The sequence below is a fragment of the Corynebacterium tuberculostearicum genome (assembly GCF_022347235.1).
GTDB classification, from domain to species: Bacteria; Actinomycetota; Actinomycetes; order Mycobacteriales; family Mycobacteriaceae; genus Corynebacterium; species Corynebacterium tuberculostearicum_F.
Genome location: NZ_JAKRDX010000005.1, coordinates 98,797 through 116,689, shown reverse-complemented (window position 1 = coordinate 116,689; position 17,893 = coordinate 98,797). Strand labels below are relative to the sequence as shown.

Below are 17,893 nucleotides of genomic sequence, written 5' to 3'. Positions count from 1 at the left end.
CATGGCTGTTTCGACTAAGCACAAAATTTCCCGGATGGACCGCCTCTATGAGGACGAGCGCGGTTATGACTTCATCGGTCGCACCAAGCTGTGGTACGGCATCACTGCAGCACTAATCGTGGCCGCAGTGGCCGCGATCCTCATTCGTGGATTCTCGCTCTCGATTGACTTCGAAGGCGGCACCACGTTGTCGATGCCGGCAGGCGACCTCAAGGAAGACGAGGTAAGCCAGGTCTTCGAAGACTCCACCGGTGTAGAACCCGAGCAGGTTCACATCGTGGGCGCTGGCGATTCTGAGACCTTGGAAATCGTTTCTGAGCGCCTGAGCCAAGAGGACGTGAATGCGGCCCGCGCGGCTATCTATGACAAGTTCCAGCCGAAGGATGAAAACGGCAAGGCCACTCCGGATGCCATTGGCTCGTCCACGGTATCCGAATCCTGGGGTTCTTCTATTACCCAGCGCATGCTCATTGCCATGCTGGTCTTCCTAGTAGCCGCGACCGTCTACGTGGCCATTCGCTTGCAGAAGAACATGGCTTTTGCCGCCATCATCGCGCTGATTGCAGACGGCGTGATTATCGCCGGTATTTACGCCCTCTTTGGCTTCGAAGTTTCCCCGGCCGTCATTATTGGTCTGCTTACCGTCCTGACCTTCTCCATGTATGACTCGGTCATTGTCTTTGACAAGATCAACGAGAACACGGAAGGCCTCGAAGGCCAGCGCAAGAAGACCTTTGCTGAGCTGACAAACTTGGCTATTAATCAGACCGTCATGCGCTCGATTTCTACCTCGGTAATCTCCGCGCTGCCTATCATCGCGCTCTTCGTGGTCGCCGTGTGGCTCATGGGTATCGGTACCCTCCGCGATCTGGCACTCATCCAGCTCATCGGCGTGGTCGAGGGCATTTTCTCCTCCATCTTCTTTGCTACGCCGCTGGTCGTGACCTTCGCCAACATGTCCAAGAAGATCAAGCGCCACAACAAGCGGGTCGCGGACTACCGTGCCGGCAAGGACCAGGATGCAGCGGTAGAATCCGGCGCAGCATCCTCCGGTCGCACCGTGGTCTCACCAGTGAGCGCAAAGTCCACCCCGGCTGAGATCGAAGACGATCCGTCCGAGTCCACTGGGCACCCTGGCGCAACCTGGCGCCCGGGCCGGTAGCTTGCGGTAGTAAAATTTTGGCGAAGCGGTAGCTGAAGTGAGGGCAAATTACGGTGCTTAAATCAAAGAGCAGTTCTAGAAATCGTCACTGGGGAAGGAAGGCCATTGCCTCGTGCGTTTCAGCTCTAGCTCTAGCTGCTTCTGCCTGTAGCGGGCAGGGCGGCGAGGAGGACACCTCTAGTGCTCCCCAGGAGCCAGAATCCTATGGATACTTTGGCTACCAGGTAAATTCCCGCTTGGCCACCACTAATGCTGGCACGTCTTTTGGTGATGCTACCTCCGCCGGACTGCTGTCTACGCGGCTTTATCCGGGGCTTTTTGTGCCCGGTCCCTCTGGCGAATTAATTCCCAATGCGGATCTGGTTGAAACTGAAGAGCTTCCGCCCGTTGCCGGCAGCGACCAGCGCAGCGTTCAGCTCACTTTGGAGGAGGACGCCGTATTCTCCGATGGCACTCCTGTTACCTGCGATGATTACTTGTTGACGTATGTGGCTGGTACTCATCCGGCTGAATTTGCCTCACATATGCCGTTGATGAATGACATCTCGGAATTTAGCTGTGAGCCCCAAAGCAAAACCTTCACCCTGACCTTTAACAAGGATCAGGGGCAGCGCTGGCGCCACATGTTTGGCGCCGGCACGGTCATGCCGGCCCATGCGCTGGCCAAGAAGTCCGAGTTGAGCATTGAGGAACTCAACGCCGCCCTGACAGTAGAAGACATGCAGGCGCTTGCGCCGGTTGCTAAGGAATGGCGCTATGGCTTTTCCGTGGCCGAGGATCAACTAGATCCCGAGCTGCAGGTCTCCTTTGGACCCTATGTCATTGACAAGGTAGGCGACGAAGGGGAGATAATTCTCAAAGCAAACGAAAAGTACTTCGGAGACGCCCCAGCGGAAGATCATGTTGTGGTCTGGCCTTCGGAGGCTGATGCACAGAAGCTCGCAGATAAAGGCGCGTTGCGCGTAGTCGATGCCGCAAGCGAAAATCCTGACTGGCTGGACAGCACGAAGGATGAGGCAGGGGAGTCCCCCTACGAGGTCACTCCAATGGTCGGCGAGCTAACGGATACGCTCACGCTATCTGAAGCTGGAGTATTCGCGGAGCCGTGGGCGCGCGAGAGCTTTGCGGCCTGCGTCGATCAGCAGGCGGTTGCTCAGGCAAGCTCGGCAGCCTCTGGTGTGGAAGTGCCACCGGCCTACCTGCGTACCGTTTCCGTGACCAACCCGGTCGCCGGCGGTCTAGACAAGGTGGGGAAGGATCACCAGGGCACCGATTTAGCCAAGGCCGGCGATCTCAACGGGACCACTATCAAGGTGGGCTACTTGGGACCGGATAAACGTTATGCCGCCATGGTGGAACAACTTCGTGCATCCTGTGAGCCGGCTGGTATCACCATCGAGGACGCGTCTGCGGAGTTCATGTCCCCGCACTACTTGGAAATGGAGCCGGAAACCTGGGCGCCTACCGTCGATGCCTTCCTCGGCCCAGTCGATCCCCAGACGGAGTATTCCACTGTGGAGTCGAGCATGAAGAACTCTGCGGAGCTGAAGAAGACAGAAGAGGCTCTGTGGAAGGATGTACCATCCATTCCTCTCTCCGCGCAGCCGCGCGTCTTCCTCGTCCGCCGCGACGTGGAAGGCGTCCTGCCGTACACTGGCGTCTCGGGCATCGGTTGGAATATGGATCGCTGGCACAGCACCGCCCCAACGGACAAGGAATAGGCCCCGAATATCGGGCGTTCAAAACCTCTCGCAATTATTTCTCAAGGAAGATTATGAGTTCGCACTACGAATCAGCAGCACAGGCACTCAAGGATAAGGTTCGCCTCGTTCAAGACTTCCCGGAGGAGGGCATCCTCTTCGAGGACCTCACCCCAGTCTTGGCGGACCCAGAGGCATTTCGCACCGTAGTGGACGGCTTGGCGGCCGCCTGCGAGGAATTGGGCGCAGATATGATTGGCGGCCTCGACGCCCGTGGATTCCTCCTCGGCTCGGCCGTCGCCTACAAGATGGGCCTAGGCATCTTGGCCATCCGCAAGAAGGGCAAGCTTCCCCCACCGGTATATACCGAAGAATATGAGCTGGAGTATGGCTCCGCGGCGCTGGAGATTCCAGCCAGCGGCGTTGACATCAAGGGCAAGCGCGTGGTGCTTGTCGACGACGTCTTAGCCACCGGTGGCACCCTCCACGGTGCCAAGCTTTTGCTTGAGTCCGCAGGTGCCGAAGTCGCTGGCAATGTGGTGGTGCTGGAAGTCAAGGGTCTCAACGGGCGTGAGCGTTTATCCGGCCCACCGCTCATTGTGTTGAATGCCACAGACTAAGATGGGATGCCTAAGCTAGATCGCACGATTTAGTTGGACATGAGGCCACAAGGCCCGTGGCACTGTGAAGGGCGGTAGATTTGGCCATGGACAAACCCGTAAAGCGCCAGTCCGGCGGCGGAATGCGCAGCATGTCGGCTCGCCTAGCTCGTTCGCTTACCGGCGGCCGAGTGAAGGTAAATCCGGTGCTGGACCCGTTGATGTCCATCCACCGCAAGTTTCACCCCAAGGCCGATGCTGATCTGCTCAATCGCGCCTATGACACCGCGGAGCGGCTCCATGAGGGTGTCTTTCGCAAATCCGGTGAACCGTATATCACCCACCCGCTCGCCGTGGCGACGATCGCGGCAGAGATCGGTATGGACACCACCACCATCGTGGCAGCGCTGCTGCACGATACCGTGGAGGATACGGACTACTCGCTAGAGGACCTCACTCGGGATTTCGGTCCTGAGGTAGCTCGCTTGGTCGATGGCGTGACCAAGCTGGACAAGGTGGCACTGGGCTCGGCCGCAGAGGCGGAGACCATTCGTAAGATGATTGTCGCCATGGCCACCGACCCCCGAGTCTTGGTCATTAAGGTCAGCGACCGCCTGCACAATATGCGTACGATGCGGTTCCTCCCGCCCGAAAAGCAGGCTAAAAAGGCGCGGCAGACCCTCGAGGTGATTGCTCCGCTAGCTCACCGCCTCGGCATGGCCAGTGTGAAGTGGGAGCTGGAAGACCTGTCCTTTGCCATCTTGTATCCGAAGAAGTACGACGAGATCGTGCGCATGGTGGCAGATCGTGCCCCCTCCCGCGACCGCGCGCTGAAGGAGATCATTAGCCAGGTCAGTGGGGCGCTGAAGGAAAACGGCATTGAAGCCGAGGTCATGGGCCGTCCAAAGCACTACTGGTCCATCTATCAAAAGATGATCGTACGTGGCCGTGACTTCGCGGAGATCTTTGACCTCGTAGGAATCCGCATCTTGGTCGAGGACGTCAATAGCTGTTATGCCGCGATCGGCGTGGTCCACTCGATCTACCAGGCATTGCCCGGACGCTTCAAGGACTATATTTCCTCCCCACGATTCGGCGTGTATCAGTCCCTGCACACCACGGTGCTGGCAGATGGCGGCGCTACCTTGGAGGTCCAGGTACGTACCCACGAGATGCACTACAACGCCGAGTTCGGCGTGGCTGCTCACTGGCGCTACAAAGAAACCAAGGGCAAGAACTCGGGCCACCAGGAAGAAGTGGACCAGATGGCGTGGATGCGCCAACTTCTGGACTGGCAGAAGGAGGCCGCCGATCCCAACGAGTTCCTCGACTCCCTGCGCTACGACCTGACCGCCAAGCAGATCTTCGCCTTTACCCCGAAGGGCGATGTGGTTAACCTGCCTGCCGGTTCTACACCAGTGGATTTTGCCTACGCAGTACATACTGAGGTGGGGCATAGGTGTATTGGTGCCAAGGTCAATGGCAAGCTCGTCGCGCTCGAATCGAAGCTTAAGTCCGGCGACAAGGTGGAGATCTTTACCTCCAAGGATCCCAATGCTGGTCCGTCCCGCGATTGGCAAGACTTCCTCGTGTCTGCTCGAGCCAAGACCAAGGTGCGGCAGTGGTTTGCCAAGGAACGCCGCGAAGAACACTTGGAAGCCGGTCGCGATGCCCTAGCGACCGAAGTCCAGCGCGGCGGCCTGCCTATGCACCGCCTGTTTACTGCCAGCTCCATGAAGCAGGTAGCGGAACAGCTGCACTACACCGACGTCGATTCGCTGTATACCGCCATCGGGGCCGGCCACGTATCTGCTCAACACGTTGCCAACCAATTGGTTGCCATGTTTGGCGACCAAGATGATGCCATCGACACCCTGGCCTCGCGCACGCCGCTTTCTGAGATTGAGCACTCCCGTGCCCAGCACACCGAAGATTCGGCATCGGGCACCGGCATCTTGGTGGAAGGCAGCCCCGATGTGATGGCAAAGCTCGCCAAATGCTGCCAGCCCGTGCCGGGCGATGCCATTTTCGGTTTCGTTACCCGCGGCGGGGGAGTCTCCGTGCACCGAGCCGATTGCACAAACGCGGAAAAGCTCAAGGCAGAACCAGAGCGCATGTTGGAGGTGGCCTGGTCTTCTGGTACCTCCGCAACGGGCGCTTTCTCGGCGACGCTGCAATTGGAAGCCCTCGACCGTCAGGGCCTCCTTTCAGAGCTCACTCGGGTAATGAGCGATGAGAACATCAACGTTTTGACGATGAACTCTAATCGTGGCGATGACCATATTGCGACGGTAAGGTTCACATTCTCCGTTTCGGATACCAAGCAATTGGGAACCTTGATGACCACACTGCGCAATACCGAAGGCGTCTTTGACGTTTACCGCGTAACCGCCTAAGGCGCTGTGCCCCACCCTCAAGGAGGGGCGGGGCAAGCAACGCAAAGGCATCGGGGAGGTTACCTGTATGTGAATTCTTGACTGCTGCAAGGTAAAACTCCAGCAAGCAAGCTTAATTTCTCCTGCCAAGTAGTTAGCGAAGCGATATAAATTATCCTGTCGCTTTCTACTATCTAGGAGTACTTCAATGCAGTTCCGTCGCATCGGCCAGCTTGTGGCCGCCACTACCGTTTCCGCTGTTGCTCTCTCCGGCGCGCAGGCGGTGGCACAGGAAAACAAGACCACCATCTCCGTCACCAATATCACCGATATTCACGGTCACTTGGAAGACAAGATTGGTGACCCAGCCAAGGCCGGCGATGAAATCGGCGTGGCTCGCTTGCAGTCCCTTATCAAGCAGGTAAATGAAGGACAGGAATTCAACCTGACCTCCTCGGGCGATAACGTGGGCGGCTCTGCCTTTGTCTCTGCAATTTCTGATGACAAGTACACCCTTGAAGCCCTCAACGAGATGGGTATGAAGGTGACTGCTGTAGGTAACCATGAGTTTGATAAGGGTACCGAAGACCTTACAGGGCGTATCGCTGATAGCTCTGATTACCCAATCTTGGGTGCCAACGTGTTCAAGGATGGGAAGCCTCTTCTGGAGGCTTCCCACGTCGAAGAAATTGATGGCGTAAAAGTCGGCTATGTTGGCACGGTAACGGAAAATACCAAGTATAAGGTGTCTGCTGCCAAGATCCCAGGGATCACTTTTACTAATCCAGCCGAGGCTACCAATAAGGAAGCTACTCGTTTGAAAGAATCTGGTGAGGCCGATGTTGTTGTTGCGCTCATGCACGAAGATGCCCAAGGCTTTGCAGAGGACTTTAACAAAGACGTCGACGTAGCTTTTGGCGGCGACACCCACGTTGCCACTAAGGGCGAAATTGAGCGCGAGGGCGCCTTGCCACTGCAGTGGGCACAGGGACACGAGTACGGCAAACTGCTCAACGACGTTGATATTACCTTTGATAAGACTGCTAAAAAGATTACCGACATCAGCTTGAAGCAGTACGACGCGACCGCTGCAGCAAAGGTTGAACCAGATGCTGAAATCGCAGCTATTGTAAAAAAGGCCCAGCAAGAGGCTGGAATCGAGGGTGCCAAGACCGCCGGTACTGTGGAACGGGCCCTGTTCCGCGGATCTGATGAGAATGCTGATTCGGGTTCTAACCGTGGTGTCGAATCTACCCTCAATAACTTCATTGCTGACGGCCAGCGTTACGCCATGAGCAAGCAGGTAGGCGAGGACATCGAGATCGGTGTGATGAACGCTGGCGGTGTTCGTGCTGACTTGAAGGGCGGCGACGTTACCTACAAGGATATTTTTGAGGTACAGCCGTTTGGCAACTCTGTAATTACCGCCAAGATTTCCGGCGAGGAGTTCATTAATGCCTTGGAAAACCAGTGGCAGGAGGGAAGCCGTCCACGCCTGGCCATGGGGCTTTCCAATAACGTGCAGGTGGTCTACGACCAGAAGGCCGGCAAGGGCGAGCGCGTAAAGTCCGTGACTATCAATGGCGAGCCAATTGATCCGAAGAAGGATTACTCCATTGCGCTGTCTTCGTTCCTTGCTTCCAGTGACGAAGAAGCCGGCGGCGATGGTTATTTCAATGCTGGTTCCATCAAGGACAAAAACGATGTGGGCTACATGGACACTCAGGCCATGATTGATTACATCAAGTCGGGTGAGTCTGAGGTTCGCACCGGCCAGGGTCAAATCGGCGCCCACGTTGAGGGTGACGTGAAGCCGGGTGAAGAAATCACCGTCAATCTATCTAGCCTTAATTACTCCACCGAGGGCGAACCGATGGCCAAGAAGGCAACCGTGAAGTTGGGCGACGCTGAGCAGACCGTCGACATCGACAACGCTGCGCAAGAAGGCGATGCGCAATTTGGTGAGCGCGGTCGCGCAACGGTAAAGCTCACCGTTCCAGAGAACCTGAGCGGTACCCAGAACCTAGAAATCACCACCGACGCAGGAACTAAGGCAACTTTGCCACTCGAGGTAAGCGGCGACGGCTCCGAAGAGCCGGGAGCTAAGCCTGCGCCAAAGGGCTCTTCCTTGTCCTCCAACGGCTCTTCCGTGGGTGGCGCAGTATTCGCCATCGTTGCAGCGCTGGTAGCTGGCGTTGCGGTTGTGGGCATGAACCCGCAGATTCTTCCTGCCCCAGCTCGCAAGATGATTGAGGACCTGCGCAAGCAGTTCCACATCTAGGACAGCACAGCACTAGGCGGAGCGGCTCTTCCTGAACGGGGGAGTGACGCTCCGCCTTTTCTGTATGTCTCGCGGCTGCCGGGTAACCTAAGCAGTCGTGGATACTCTAGAACTCTTCCTGCGCGAAATTACTTATCAGCTGGGTATTGAATGGCACCGTATTCCCGTTGTCGTGCTGGCGACTTTGGGTATCTACCTATCCTTCATGGTTTTGGTGAAGGTATTTGGCTCTCGCGTGCTTACGTCCATGACGGCCTCAGATGCCATCATCATTATTATGTTTGGCGCGGTCGCGGGCCGTGTCATCGTGGGCAATCCACCGACCCTAGCCGCCGGCGTCATTGGCCTGACTACGCTGATGGCGCTTGAAGCTGCCTTCGGTACCATTCGCAAGGTAGTGAAGTGGACGCGCTTTCTGGACCGTCGTCCCATCCTTTTAGTCTTTAGCGGGGAGATGGTTGAAGAAAACCTGACCCTGGCACACATTACGGAGTCAGATATCTACTCGGCGGCGCGTAGGGCCGGTATTAGCCGCATGGAAGACGTACAGATAATGATCCTTGAGCCTACGGGCCATATCTCCGTCATTAAGGTCGGTCAAGCCATCGACCCGGAGCTTTTCAAAGACCTCGTGGGGTCCGAATACATCGAAGACGCTAAAGACTCTTAGGGCGCACTCACAGCTTGGCCAGGAGCGCAAAGACCATCTGTAGGCTCCCTTAGCCCAAGAGCACGCGAAAAAGCCGCTGCTTTCCACTAAGGGAAGCAGCGGCTTAAGAATCGCTATGAAGCGGTGACCTTACTTGTTGCCGAAAGGCAGGTCGAGGTACTTGTTTGCGAATGCGAACAGGGTGCCCAGAGCGCCGATAACAGCGGTGACAACGCCGATCCAAGCCTTGATCTCCTTAGGATCAGCGTCCTTGAGGGAGGAACCCTCCTCGGCCGGCTCAGAAGCCTTGGTGGTGGTCGGCTTAGCAGGGGTGGACTGGGTGGTCGGCTCTGCAGCGGTAGCAACGGTGGTGCCAGCGAAGGTCATGGACAGAGCGGTTGCGCCAGCAACGAGTGCCTTGCGGGAGAAAAGCTTCATTTTTTGATTCCTAACAAGCTTGGGATGTTCAAAGACGATTCAAATACTAGACAGGCTGACAGCCTTCCGCAACAGTATTGGCAGGTTTTTGTTCATCGGATGAACTAGCTGAAAGTCCGCTGTGTGCTGCGTGTTTACTACTGTGGTTCTTGTGATCTGGGGGAATTTCGGTGTTCTCGTGTTTCTGCAGCTTAAACCTCATAATCGAGCTCAGTATAATTTAAGGAATGGATAAGCCCCGGCGCATTCGTCCACGGAATGTGTGGTGAATGGCCGGGGCTTTGCGCCCGCCCCCGTTAGGGGGTGTGGTGCGGTGGGTTACAGGGAGCCGTCGCCAAGCAGGGCTTTTCTGCCGCCTAAGCCTTGACGGTTGCCTTCTTAATCTTGACTTCCTTTGCCGGCTTGCCGTCTGGCTGCCCGCCTTCGACGCCGTTCTTGGCAATCTTATCCATCGTCTTCATGCCCTTGTCGGTGATGGTGGCGAAGTAGGTGTAGTTCGGGGCCAGCTCAGAATCGTCGTAGTTGAGGAAGAACTGGGAACCATTGGTGTCCGGGCCGCTGTTGGCCATGGCGACGGAGCCGCGCGGGTAGACAACGGGGTTCTGTGCGTCCTTCTCATCCACCTCGTCGGTGGGGTACTCATCACCAAAGCTGAAGCCGGGTCCGCCGGAACCGGAACCGGTGGGGTCGCCGCACTGCAGCACGTTGAGCCCGCCTGAGGTCATACGGTGGCAGACGGTGTCGTCGTAGTAGCCCGACTTGGCTAGCTCAGAAATAGCGTTGGTGGTACACGGCGCCTTGGCGCGGTCCATTTCCATCTCAATGGTGCCCTGGTTGGTTTCAAAGGAAACGGTGACGGTGCCCTTGGTGGAAATATCCTTGCCCTTTGGCTTCTTCGCGCCGTTGGACTCTTGACCGTTGTCTTCGTACTTACAGGTCACGGTATCCGGCAGGGCCTTGGCGCGCTTGTCAGCGATGGGCTGCGCCTGTGGGGTTTCCTGCGAGGTCTCAGCTGTGGAAGACTCTTCAGCCTGTACGTTTTCATCGTCGCCTTCGCGGGTGGACAAGAAGTAGATGCCGCCGACGAGGGCGAGAATTACTACGAGGGAGGCGGCAACAACGCCTAGGGGGCGTGCCTTTTGTTTGCGTTCACGGGATTTCAGCTCGCGCTCGAGCTTGCTCAGCGCCTCTTCGCCGCGCTTTTGATTATTTGGCACCGGGAGTCAACCTTTCTAGCGATTATCGGTGGCATGATTCAACCTGACCGAGTCTAGCGGTTCCATACTCTCGCGAGAGCGTTGGCATGAAAATAGGTCAAGTTAATAGCTTTTAAGCCCAATCATAAGTACGCTGGTTTCTATGGTTGAACCAGATTTTACCGATCCGCCAACGCCCACCGTTGGTGAACTTCCCGCAGTGGGAGACCCGCTGCCCGAATTTGAACTCATCGGTACCGACCTGCGTCAGATTACTAATGAGACCTTTGCGGGCACGCGCCTTATTATTTCCATCTTGCCCTCTATTGAAACCCCTGCCTGTCAGGAGCAGCTGCGCCGTTTTCATGAGCAGGTTTCGCAGCTAGATAACACTAAGCTTCTCTCCGTTTCTCTCGATTTGCCCTTTACCCTCAAGCGCTTTTGCGCGGCTGACGGCATTGATGATGTCATCGCTGCCTCCGCATTTCGCTCTGACTTTGGTGAGAAGTTCGGCGTGACTGTGCGCGATTCCGTCTTGGAAGGCTTGCTTGCCCGCTCCGTGGTGGTGGCTGATGAAAACCACAAGGTCATCCACACTCAAATGGTTCCAGGTGTGGTTACCGAGCTTGATTATGACGAGGTCTGGGATATTTTGCGTTAAGCCGTTCGGCGCTGTCGGCCTCTACTCATCATGAAAATGGGGGAGGCCGGCTCTTTTTTGTTTCAGGCAGCTAGGGTAGTGGGTATGGAAATCTACGGTTTTACTGCCGGTCCGTTTCAGACCAATACCTATGTGATTGCGGAAGGCCGCCGCGCCTTCATAGTGGACCCGGGCATGGATGCGGTGGAAAAAGTCCTCGAGCATGACTTGGACTATGAGGCTATCGTGCTCACCCACGGCCATATTGACCACACTCGGGATGCCGGATCTTTGGCAGAAGAGCTCGACATCCCTGTTTATATCCACCCGGCTGACAAGTTCATGCTTGACAGCGGTGAAGGTGTTTCGCCCCAGGCGCAAGAGCTTTTCGACGCCGCCCATATGACCCCCATCTCCGACCTCCGCGAGCTACGCGATGGCGAAACCCTGGAGCTTATCGGTCATACCTTTGCCCTCAAACACGCGCCCGGGCATTCGCCGGGATGCGTGATGATTGTCTCCGAGGAATTTGCTTTAACAGGGGACGTGCTCTTCGCCGGGGCCATTGGGCGCACCGACTTACCTCACTCGGACCCCAATGCCATGCAAAAATCTCTTGCCGGCCCAGTGTGGAGTCTGCCCGATAACCTTGACATTCTGCCCGGTCACGGTCCCACCACCACGATGCGCAAGGAGAGGGCGACCAATCCCTTCTTCGCAACATTGAGGGAGGTACTGTAATACCCGTGAGTAAAAAGAAGCAGTTCCAAGCCCTGTCCGCCCCCAAAGGTGTCCCAGACTATTTCCCGCCACAGTCGGCCGCATTCTATAAGGTGCGCCAGACCATGGTGGAGCAGGCACATCTGTCCGGCTTCCAGCACATTGAGCTGCCCATTTTCGAAGACACCGCGCTTTTCGCCCGTGGCGTGGGCGAGTCCACCGACGTGGTGTCTAAGGAGATGTACACCTTTGCCGATCGCGGCGACCGCTCCGTTACTTTGCGCCCGGAGGGTACCGCCGGCGTAATGCGCTCGGTCATCGAGCACAACCTAGACCGCGGTCAGCTGCCCGTGAAGCTCAACTATTTTGGCCCCTTCTTCCGCTATGAGCGCCCCCAGGCTGGCCGCTACCGCCAGCTACAGCAGGTCGGTGTAGAAGCTATTGGCGTGGACGACCCTGCGCTAGACGCCGAGGTCATCGCTTTGGCGGATCGTTCCTTCCGCGCGCTGGGGCTAAGCGGCTTCCGCCTCGAGCTCACCAGCCTGGGCGATCGCAACTGCCGCCCGGCTTACCGCGAGAAGCTGCAGGAATTCCTCTTTAAGCTCGACTTGGATGAAGAGACCCGGCACCGTGCAGAGATCAACCCTTTGCGCGTGCTGGATGACAAGCGCCCAGAGGTCCAAGAGCAGCTTGCCGACGCCCCCTTGATGCTCGACCACCTCAATGACGAATGCCGCGATCACTTCGAAACGGTCACCGGCATGCTGGATGATATGGGCGTAGCCTACGAGATTAATCCCCGTATGGTCCGCGGCTTGGACTACTACACCAAGACCTGCTTCGAGTTTGTCCATGACGGACTTGGTGCGCAGTCCGGCATTGGTGGCGGTGGCCGCTACGACGGGCTGATGGCCCAGCTGGGCGGTCAAGACCTATCTGGTATCGGCTACGGTCTGGGCGTCGACCGCGCCCTGCTAGCGCTAGAGGCTGAGGGCATCACCCTCGACGGCGTTGAGTCGCGCGTGGATGTCTTTGGCGTTGCACTGGGTGCTGCCGCCAAGCGCACCATGACCACCCTGATCAATGACCTCCGCAAGGCTGGAATCTCTGCGGATATGTCCTTTGGAGACCGCGGCCTGAAGGGCGCGATGAAGGGTGCCGACCGCGCCGGTGCACGCTTCGCGCTGGTCTTGGGCGAGCAGGAGCTAGAAAATGGTACGGTTGCGCTCAAGGACCTTGCCGCCCATGAGCAGCACGACGTAAAGGTTTCTGACCTAGTGTCCGTACTTGCTCGGGAAATGAACGGCGAGGCCTAAATTTCCTTTAGCCGGTGGGCATTGCGCTTAGGCGCGGTGCCCACTTTTTATGCCCGCCAGAAAGAGGTCAATGATCTTTTCTTGAATATCCGGCTGGTAGGCATCGATATCAACCTCGCGGGGTCGTGCCAGGCTCAACAGTCCCACAATGAATTCGAGGTGGGTGACGCCGGGGCCAATCTCGCCTTGCTCTTGGCCCAGCTCAATAAACCGTCGGCCGTTGCGCTCCAGAATGTCGCGCTGGGCGGTTAACTCAGGGCTAAGGGAATCCAAATCCTGCGGGACGAACGCAGGAATGAGCGTGTTTAGTCCCATTGTCAGGATATGGGTGGCGTAGGTCCGGACGTAGTCTTCCCCAGAATGTGTAGAGTTCTCGAAGTCCGTGATGAGGCGCTGTTGAAACTCGGCAAAGGCATCACCCATATATTCCGCGCATGCGCGGATGAGGCTCGCACGGTTGGGGAAATTGCGATAGACCGTAGCCACACTTACGCCAGCCTGCGTAGCCACCTTTTCCAAAGCGACATCATCGCCGTGGGTACGAAAGAGCTGGCATGCCGCAGCGATAATGGCGGTGCGGCGGTGAAGAGCATCTGCGCGCATGCAGTCCTTTTTAACACTCCACCTGCGAAACGCTAAAGCCCATGGTCTTGGCCAATCCGCCCAGGGAGGTCTCCTTGTACTTGGAGAGCATATCGCGGCCGGTTTCAGCCATGGTTTGTACCGCATTATCCAAGGTCACGTGGTGAGTGCCTTCTCCCATTTTGGCCATGCGCGCGGCGTTGATGGACTTTACCGCGCCGATGGCATTGCGCTCGATGCACGGAATCTGCACCAATCCGCCCACTGGGTCGCAGGTAAGGCCCAGATTATGCTCCAAAGCAATCTCCGCGGCGTTTTCCACCTGTGCCGGGGCTGCACCCAGCAGTTCCGCCATGCCTGCGGCGGCCATAGCGGAGGCGGAACCCACCTCGCCTTGGCAGCCAACCTCGGCTCCGGAGATGGACGCGTTTTCCTTGATAATCATGCCAATGGCACCGGCGGTCAATAGGTACCGACGGGCAGTGGAACGGGTGAAGTCTGCGCGGAAATCACGCGCATAATGCAGTACCGCTGGAATGATGCCGCACGCGCCGTTGGTAGGTGCAGTAATGACGCGGCCACCGGCAGCGTTTTGCTCATTAACCGCCAGGGCGTACAGGTTAACCCACTCCATGGCGGAGAAACCGCAGCTGGTATCGTCTTGGTTTTCTAGCAACTGGGCATACATCTTCGGGGCACGGCGTGCCACACGCAGGCCACCTGGAAGAAGTCCCTTGGTGGAAATACCCTCAGTCACACATTCACGCATGATGTCCCAGACCAAATCAAGGTGGCGCAGAACGTATTCCGCTCCGCCTTCATCGCGGTGCAAGGCCTCCTCGTTGGCAAGGATGAGCTCCCAAATTGCTTTGTCATGAGCCTCGCAGAGGTTGAGCAATTCTTCGCCCGTGGTGAACTTATAGGGAACGGAGTCATCTACATGGGCGGCGGCTACGCCGGCAGGAACCTCATTGCTTTCGGCGACTTCCGCATCGAGCTCGGCGCGGGAGAGAATAAAGCCGCCGCCGACAGAGAAGTACTCTTCCTTCTCTGCGAGGAGGTTGCCGCTGTCATCCCAGGCGCTAAAAATCATGCCATTCGGGTGCTGGGGCAGTGGTTCGTTATCAAAGACGATTTCATAGTCCACCGTGCCCCGGGGACCAGAAATGGTTCCCTCGCTAGGGATAAAGCCGCCCGCGTGAGGTTCGGCGTCGATAGGCACGCTCAGCGGATCCCAGCCGGCGAGCCCAAGAATGACGGCGCGATCGGAAGCGTGGCCACGGCCCGTTGCGGAAAGCGAACCGCGCAACTCCGTATAGACCTTAGCTGGGTGCTTCTCTAAGGAATCGAGGAATTGCCTAGCCGCGCGCATGGGTCCGACGGTGTGCGAAGAGGAAGGGCCAATGCCGATGGAGAAGATGTCCGTGACGCTAATTGTCATAGTTAAGCTGTGCCGAACCTTTCTGAAGGGATTGCTATCGGGTGCTTTGCTGTGCCGCTATTGCGGTCAAAGGTGGACCCAAAGGGTAGAGGCAGATTTTATGTGACCAGAGTAGCGAAAGTCACACTTTCTATCAATCGCCGTCTATACGTAGCACTGCTAGCGTTGTGGCTTATTTGCCGTACCCATTCAGGAGCTTGTCAAGGGGGATGAAGTTCTCCTTTGCTAGTCGGACGGTGGAGCGGCCTCCCAGCCCGGTGAGATCGCCGGCAATTCCGAGCACCCTGTCCTGTGGGGCAACTATCTGGTCAGCCAGCTGGATGGCAGAGCGCTCAATGCGGGCGGCAATGCGCTCTCCTTCCGGAGTGCCTAGATCTTCTGCGGCCTGGAATACGCCCGTCGGCACGATGTTGGCGTGGAGCTGGTTAAATAGCGGGCGGAGCGCGTAGTCCAAAATGAGGGCATGGCGCGAAGAACCAGCCGTAGCTGCGATGATTGTGGGTAAGTTGTCGAGGGCATGGGGCTCCAAGGTGTCAAAGAACATCTTGAAAAGGCCCGAATAGCTGCCTTGGAATACAGGGGTGACGGCGATCAGGCCATCGGCATCGGCAACTTGCTGCTTGGCTCGAGACAAAAGGGGCGTTTGCGCAGTCTGATCGGTCATGGCGGTAGCTAGTTCGAAAGCAAGATCGCGGACCTCAATGACGTCGATTTGGGATCCTTCACCGCGCGCGGAGATTTTGGCGCGCGTGGCTTCTGCGAGCATGTCTGCCAACCTGCGAGAAGAAGACGGGTGCGAAAGGCCAGCTGAGATAACGAGGAGGGAGCGCATAACTAGTTCTCCTTTCCCGGGCTGACCTGAAGGTGCGAAGGATTAGGCGCAGAGAGCAAGCTTGCGTGCGTCGGCGGGTCAGAAGGTACGTGGCTCGGACGGCGTTGCTCAAAGCGGCGTCGCAGCTCGGGGACAACCTGCGTGCCGAGGATTTCTATCTGCTGGAGAACTACTTCTTGTGGAAGTCCCGCGTGATCGATGAGGAATAGCTGGCGCTGGTAGTCACCGGCCCAGTCCGCAAAGCTGAGGGTCTTTTCAATTACCTGTTCCACGGTGCCAACGGTCAGTGGAGTCTGCGCCGTGAAGTCCTCGAGGCTCGGTCCGTGCCCGTAGACCGGGGCGTTGTCGAAGTAGGGGCGGAAGAAGTCTTTAGCTTCTTGTTCGGTTTCGCCAATGAAGACTTGGCCGCCAAGTCCTACGATTGCTTGGTCCGCTTGACCATGGCCATAGCTTGCAAAGCGACGGCGGTAGAGGTCCACCAACTGAGCGGTGTGCTCCTTATTCCAGAAGATATTGTTGTGGAAGAAGCCATCGCCGTAGTACGCGGCTTGTTCAGCGATTTGCGGCGAACGAATGGAGCCGTGCCAGACAAAGGGCGGAATTCCATCCAGCGGTGCCGGAGTAGCGGTAAACCCTTCTAGTCCCGCGCGGAACTTTCCTTGCCAGTTAACAACCGGCTCACGCCAGAGCCTGCGCAGCAGGTGATAGTTCTCAATAGCCAAAGGAATACCCTGCTGGATGTCTTTGCCGAACCAGGGATAGACCGGGCCGGTATTTCCGCGGCCGAGCATGAGGTCTACGCGGCCTTCAGCAAGGTGCTGCAGAAAGGCATAGTCCTCTGCGATCTTCACCGGGTCATTGGTGGTAATGAGCGTGGTCGCAGTAGATAGCTGCAAGCGCTCCGTCTGCGCGGCGATATAGGCCAAGTGCGTTGTAGGAGAGGACGGCACGAAAGGTGGGTTGTGGTGCTCGCCGGTAGCAAAGACATCAAGGCCGACCTCTTCGGCTTTAAGCGCAATTTCCGTTAGGTTGCGGATGCGCTCAGCCTCATTGGGTGTCTTTCCTGAGATGGGGTCAGTAGTTAAATCCCCGATAGTGAAGATGCCGAATTGCATGGTTGCCTTTCTATGCGGTGCACAGGAGTAAAGATAGACGCCGTGCCGACTGCGGAAAAGCCGACTGCGGGAGAATTATTCCCATTCTAGGGCATCAAAAAGTGCCGGTAGATCGGCCGGTGCAACGAGGCGCAGGGGCCTCTCAGTGACCTTGCCGTGTTCCGTGATGACCGCTGCGCATGGGCGATGTCCTTGGTTGTCGGTTTCTGAAAGGGCGTCCACCGTTTCCTGCACGCTGACTGTGCGGGCAAGAAAGATAGCGCGATCACTGGGTTCTTGATATTCCACGATGTCCGCGATGTCCGCGATGTCCGCCGCATCGAGCACGTGATTATCGCTGAGGTCCCCGGCTACCCATCGCGCAATGGTGTTGGTGGTTAGCAAAGCGGTGAAGCGGCCCTCATCGTAGATGGGGATTTGGGAGAAGTCCTTATCCTTTATGACGCTAAATGCCTCCATGATGGATGTGGCAGACGTCAAGGTGAATACCTTTTGTGGCTGCAAAACCTGAAGCGTGTCGGGCGGGGACACCACTATGTCTCGGAGAGCCGAAATCTGCTTAACCACTGCTTCGTGCGGTTCAGCGATGGGCTCTGATTTGTAGTAACGCCCGTGGGCAATGGCATTGCGTAGGTTGGAAAAATCTTTGAGTGCCTCGGCTTGCTTGCCAGAAAGCATGTGTTTGTCTCGTGCCTTGTCTACTATCCACCAAAAGGAATCTGAGTTCTCAGCGTTGAGAGCCGAGCGCAAGTGTTGCTCTATGTCGTTGAATGCGGCCAGGAATGCAGTTGCTCGGTGCGCGGTCATATGGGCCAGTGTAGAGAAGGGGGCGTCGCCAAGCAGGGCG

The 17,893-nt window shown here is 57.1% G+C and carries 16 protein-coding genes; 9 read left to right on the top strand and 7 right to left on the bottom strand.

The window, feature by feature from the left end:
• The first annotated feature begins 1 nt into the window (after position 1).
• The 6 genes from secF (at position 2) to MHK09_RS04380 (ending at position 8,787) form a co-directional block, all read left to right on the top strand.
• Positions 2–1,162 (top strand): protein translocase subunit SecF, encoded by a 1,161-nt coding sequence (gene secF / locus MHK09_RS04405; protein WP_250412769.1) that lies wholly within the window; start codon positions 2–4, stop codon positions 1,160–1,162.
• A 236-nt stretch (positions 1,163–1,398) separates the two neighbouring features.
• The gene (locus tag MHK09_RS04400; protein ID WP_250412767.1) at positions 1,399–2,883 is read left to right on the top strand and encodes an ABC transporter substrate-binding protein; all 1,485 of its coding nucleotides are present in this window, start codon (positions 1,399–1,401) and stop codon (positions 2,881–2,883) included.
• 53 nt (positions 2,884–2,936) lie between these two features.
• Positions 2,937–3,482, top strand: coding sequence for an adenine phosphoribosyltransferase (locus MHK09_RS04395; protein WP_005324978.1), 546 nt, complete (start codon positions 2,937–2,939; stop codon positions 3,480–3,482).
• An 86-nt stretch (positions 3,483–3,568) separates the two neighbouring features.
• Entirely contained in the window at positions 3,569–5,857 is a 2,289-nt protein-coding gene (locus MHK09_RS04390) for a RelA/SpoT family protein (protein ID WP_005324977.1), read from the top strand.
• Positions 5,858–6,044: 187 nt separating this feature from the next.
• Positions 6,045–8,117, top strand: a complete 2,073-nt coding sequence (locus MHK09_RS04385; RefSeq protein ID WP_250412765.1) for a bifunctional metallophosphatase/5'-nucleotidase — start codon at positions 6,045–6,047, stop codon at positions 8,115–8,117.
• A gap of 97 nt (positions 8,118–8,214) precedes the next feature.
• Positions 8,215–8,787 (top strand): DUF421 domain-containing protein, encoded by a 573-nt coding sequence (locus MHK09_RS04380; protein WP_250412764.1) that lies wholly within the window; start codon positions 8,215–8,217, stop codon positions 8,785–8,787.
• A 129-nt stretch (positions 8,788–8,916) separates the two neighbouring features.
• Here MHK09_RS04380 and MHK09_RS04375 read toward each other — a convergent pair whose 3' ends face one another.
• Together MHK09_RS04375 and MHK09_RS04370 are read right to left on the bottom strand one after the other, a co-directional pair.
• Positions 8,917–9,204, bottom strand: coding sequence for a hypothetical protein (locus MHK09_RS04375; protein ID WP_150850503.1), 288 nt, complete (start codon positions 9,202–9,204; stop codon positions 8,917–8,919).
• Positions 9,205–9,560: 356 nt separating this feature from the next.
• Positions 9,561–10,421, bottom strand: coding sequence for a peptidylprolyl isomerase (locus tag MHK09_RS04370; protein ID WP_005324968.1), 861 nt, complete (start codon positions 10,419–10,421; stop codon positions 9,561–9,563).
• Positions 10,422–10,563: 142 nt separating this feature from the next.
• On the opposite strand from MHK09_RS04370, the gene tpx reads away from it, so the two are divergent.
• The 3 genes from tpx to hisS all read left to right on the top strand — a co-directional run bounded on the left by tpx (position 10,564) and on the right by hisS (position 13,076).
• Positions 10,564–11,061, top strand: a complete 498-nt coding sequence (tpx, locus tag MHK09_RS04365) for a thiol peroxidase (protein WP_005324967.1) — start codon at positions 10,564–10,566, stop codon at positions 11,059–11,061.
• Between the two features lie 84 nt (positions 11,062–11,145).
• Positions 11,146–11,781 (top strand): MBL fold metallo-hydrolase, encoded by a 636-nt coding sequence (locus tag MHK09_RS04360; RefSeq protein WP_250412762.1) that lies wholly within the window; start codon positions 11,146–11,148, stop codon positions 11,779–11,781.
• Positions 11,782–11,786: 5 nt separating this feature from the next.
• Positions 11,787–13,076, top strand: coding sequence for a histidine--tRNA ligase (gene hisS / locus MHK09_RS04355; RefSeq protein ID WP_250408462.1), 1,290 nt, complete (start codon positions 11,787–11,789; stop codon positions 13,074–13,076).
• 27 nt (positions 13,077–13,103) lie between these two features.
• Here the strand turns inward: hisS and MHK09_RS04350 are convergent, their stop codons facing one another.
• The 5 genes from MHK09_RS04350 to MHK09_RS04330 form a co-directional block, all read right to left on the bottom strand.
• Complete coding sequence (locus tag MHK09_RS04350) at positions 13,104–13,679, bottom strand: TetR/AcrR family transcriptional regulator (protein ID WP_250412761.1); 576 nt, start codon at positions 13,677–13,679, stop codon at positions 13,104–13,106.
• Positions 13,680–13,689: 10 nt separating this feature from the next.
• The gene (locus MHK09_RS04345; protein WP_250412759.1) at positions 13,690–15,099 is read right to left on the bottom strand and encodes an L-serine ammonia-lyase; all 1,410 of its coding nucleotides are present in this window, start codon (positions 15,097–15,099) and stop codon (positions 13,690–13,692) included.
• A gap of 172 nt (positions 15,100–15,271) precedes the next feature.
• Positions 15,272–15,931 (bottom strand): FMN reductase, encoded by a 660-nt coding sequence (locus MHK09_RS04340; protein ID WP_250412757.1) that lies wholly within the window; start codon positions 15,929–15,931, stop codon positions 15,272–15,274.
• A 2-nt stretch (positions 15,932–15,933) separates the two neighbouring features.
• Positions 15,934–17,046: an LLM class flavin-dependent oxidoreductase gene (locus tag MHK09_RS04335; protein WP_250412755.1), complete on the bottom strand. Its 1,113-nt coding sequence runs from the start codon at positions 17,044–17,046 to the stop codon at positions 15,934–15,936.
• Between the two features lie 75 nt (positions 17,047–17,121).
• Positions 17,122–17,853, bottom strand: coding sequence for a CBS domain-containing protein (locus MHK09_RS04330; protein WP_250412752.1), 732 nt, complete (start codon positions 17,851–17,853; stop codon positions 17,122–17,124).
• Positions 17,854–17,893 lie beyond the last annotated feature (40 nt).

Excerpts from the sequence above, each read along its gene's own strand:
- secF (WP_250412769.1), top strand. The coding sequence starts at position 2 with ATGGCTGTTTCGACTAAGCACAAAATTTCCCGGATGGACCGCCTCTAT.
- MHK09_RS04395 (WP_005324978.1), top strand. The coding sequence starts at position 2,937 with ATGAGTTCGCACTACGAATCAGCAGCACAGGCACTCAAGGATAAGGTT.
- MHK09_RS04390 (WP_005324977.1), top strand. The coding sequence starts at position 3,569 with ATGGACAAACCCGTAAAGCGCCAGTCCGGCGGCGGAATGCGCAGCATG.
- MHK09_RS04385 (WP_250412765.1), top strand. The coding sequence starts at position 6,045 with ATGCAGTTCCGTCGCATCGGCCAGCTTGTGGCCGCCACTACCGTTTCC.
- MHK09_RS04375 (WP_150850503.1), bottom strand. The coding sequence starts at position 9,204 with ATGAAGCTTTTCTCCCGCAAGGCACTCGTTGCTGGCGCAACCGCTCTG.
- tpx (WP_005324967.1), top strand. The coding sequence starts at position 10,564 with ATGGTTGAACCAGATTTTACCGATCCGCCAACGCCCACCGTTGGTGAA.
- MHK09_RS04360 (WP_250412762.1), top strand. The coding sequence starts at position 11,146 with ATGGAAATCTACGGTTTTACTGCCGGTCCGTTTCAGACCAATACCTAT.
- MHK09_RS04350 (WP_250412761.1), bottom strand. The coding sequence starts at position 13,679 with ATGCGCGCAGATGCTCTTCACCGCCGCACCGCCATTATCGCTGCGGCA.
- MHK09_RS04345 (WP_250412759.1), bottom strand. The coding sequence starts at position 15,099 with ATGACAATTAGCGTCACGGACATCTTCTCCATCGGCATTGGCCCTTCC.
- MHK09_RS04340 (WP_250412757.1), bottom strand. The coding sequence starts at position 15,931 with ATGCGCTCCCTCCTCGTTATCTCAGCTGGCCTTTCGCACCCGTCTTCT.
- MHK09_RS04335 (WP_250412755.1), bottom strand. The coding sequence starts at position 17,046 with ATGCAATTCGGCATCTTCACTATCGGGGATTTAACTACTGACCCCATC.
- MHK09_RS04330 (WP_250412752.1), bottom strand. The coding sequence starts at position 17,853 with ATGACCGCGCACCGAGCAACTGCATTCCTGGCCGCATTCAACGACATA.